General features: G+C 67.9%; 2 protein-coding genes. Both read left to right on the forward strand.

Features of this window, described 5'->3' with window-relative positions; translation table 11 throughout:
* On the forward strand, positions 1 to 1,734 hold a 1,734-nt coding region (locus AC5E6L_RS15135), incomplete at its 5' end, for a DUF6537 domain-containing protein (RefSeq protein ID WP_491774407.1).
* A 30-nt stretch (positions 1,735 to 1,764) separates the two neighbouring features.
* A partial coding sequence (locus AC5E6L_RS15140) for an acyl-CoA dehydrogenase family protein (protein ID WP_491774409.1) occupies positions 1,765 to 2,501 on the forward strand: 737 nt, incomplete at its 3' end.

Here is a 2,501-nt window from a genome sequence, read left to right on the forward strand (position 1 = left end):
GACGAGATCGACGCGGTGATGAAGGAATTGCGCGAACGGCCGGGCGTGTCGGCGATCGTCTATGTGCAGACATGCGCGGCCGAAAAGCGCCGGCGCCGCAAGCGCGGCCTGATGGAAGACCCCGACATGCGCGTCCTGATCAACCCGGCCGTGTGCGAGGGGTGCGGCGACTGTTCGGTGCAGTCCAACTGCATCGCCATCGATCCCCTGGAAACCGAGATGGGCCGCAAGCGGCAGATCAATCAGTCAGCTTGCAACAAGGATTTTTCCTGCGTCAAGGGCTTCTGCCCGTCCTTCGTGACGGTGCGCGGCGGTCGGCTGAAAAAGGGCGAGGGGCGTTCGGCCGCCCCCGACGTCTCCGCGCTCCCCGTGCCCGACCTGCCGAAGATGGCGCCAAGCTGGAACATCGCGGTGACCGGCGTCGGCGGCACGGGCGTTCTGACTGTCGGGGCGATCATCGCCATGGCGGCAAAGCTCGAAAACGTCGCCCCGCTCGTCCTCGACATGGCGGGCCTTGCCCAGAAGGGCGGAGCGGTGATGAGCCATATCCGCCTTTCGGCCGCCGACACGCCGCGCAAGAGCCCGCGCATCGCGCCGGGCGGGGCGAACCTGCTGCTCGCCGCCGACACGGTGGTCGCCGCCTCGCGCGATGGAACCGTGCGCTGCGACCCCGAACGCACGCACGCCGTCGTCAACGCCAAGCTGACGCCGGTCGCCGAATTCGTCCGCCAGCGCGATTTCGACTTCCGGCAAGGCACCGTCGAGGACACGGTGCGCGCGGTCGTCCGCCCGGACGCCCACTTTCACGATTTCGGCGGGGCGGCGCTTTCCGTTGCCGGCGACGAGATCGCCACCAACATCATCATGGTCGGCTTCGCCTGGCAGAAGGGGCTGATCCCGCTTTCGGCCGAAGCGATCGAAAGGGCGATCGAAATCAACGGTATCGCCGTCGAGCCGAACATCGAGGCGTTCCGCTGGGGCCGCGTCATGGCGAACGATCCGGCCGCCGTCGCGGCAATGAAAGGGCACGAAGAGGGCTTCACGCCGATGGCGACCATGACGACGCGCGACCTGATCGCCCACCGCGCAAGGCACCTGACCGCCTATCAGAACGCGGCGCTCGCCGAACGCTACAAGCGCTTGGTCGAGAATGTCCGCACGGTGGCGGGGGCGCGCCTTGGCAATCCGGATGATGCCGACGCGCTGGTTCGGGCGGTGGCGCACAACCACGCCAAACTTTTGGCCTACAAGGACGAATATGAGGTCGCCCGGCTGTTCGCCGATCCTGCCTTCGACCGCTATCTGAACGGCTGGTTCGCCGGCGATTTCAAACTGTCCTTCAACCTCGCCCCGCCCTTCCTGCCCGGCGAGGACGCAGGCGGCCGGCCGAAAAAGCGCGAATTCGGCCCCTGGATGCTGCGCGCCATGCGCGTGCTGGCCCGCTTGAAGGGCCTGCGCGGCACGCGGTTCGACCCGTTCGGCCGCACCGCCGAACGCCGTGCCGAGCGGGCGCTGATCGCGCAGTACGAGGCCGATGTGCGGACCGCGCTCGCCGGGCTTGACGAAGACCGGTTCGGCATCGTGCGCGATCTTCTGTCCGTGCCGGACATGATTCGCGGCTTCGGCCCGGTCAAGCACGAGGCGATGGAAAGGGCCGCCGCCGAGCGCGCCCGGCTCATCGCCGAACTTGACAGCCCGCCCGAGCCGGCGCGGCTTGCCGAAGCGGCCGAATAGGCATCCGAACGGACCTGCGGGGGAGGGACCATGTTCACGGCGACCATGCATTTCGCGCTCGGCGAGGAGATCGAGGCGCTACGCGAGACCGTGCACCGCTTCGCGCGGGAGCGCATCGCGCCGCGCGCCGCCGACATCGACGCCGACAACGCGTTCCCGCGCGATCTGTGGCCGGACCTGGGCGCGCTGGGCCTGCACGGCATCACCGTGCCCGAGGAGCATGGCGGTGCGGGCATGGGCTATCTGGCCCATGTGGTGGCGATGGAGGAGATAAGCCGCGCCTCGGCCTCGGTCGCGCTCTCCTACGGCGCCCATTCCAACCTGTGCGTCAACCAGATCGCCCGCAACGCGAACGCCGAACAGAAGGCGCGCCATCTGCCCGGACTGATTTCCGGCGCCCATCTGGGCGCGCTCGCCATGAGTGAGCCGGGCGCGGGCTCCGATGTCGTCTCCATGACGCTGCGCGCCGACAAGAAGAACGACCGCTATGTGCTGAACGGCAGCAAGATGTGGATCACCAACGGCCCGACGGCCGACGTGCTGGTGGTCTATGCTAGGACCGATCCGGACGCCGGCCCGCGCGGCATCACCGCCTTCCTGGTCGAAAGGGACATGGCCGGGTTCGCGCAGGGGCAAAAGCTCGACAAGCTGGGCATGCGCGGCTCGGACACGAGCGAACTGGTGTTCACCGATTGCGAGGTGCCGTTCGACAATGTGCTCGGCGAGGAGGGGCGGGGCATCAACGTTCTGATGAGCGGCCTCGATTA

The organism is Roseitalea sp. (assembly GCF_984466335.1).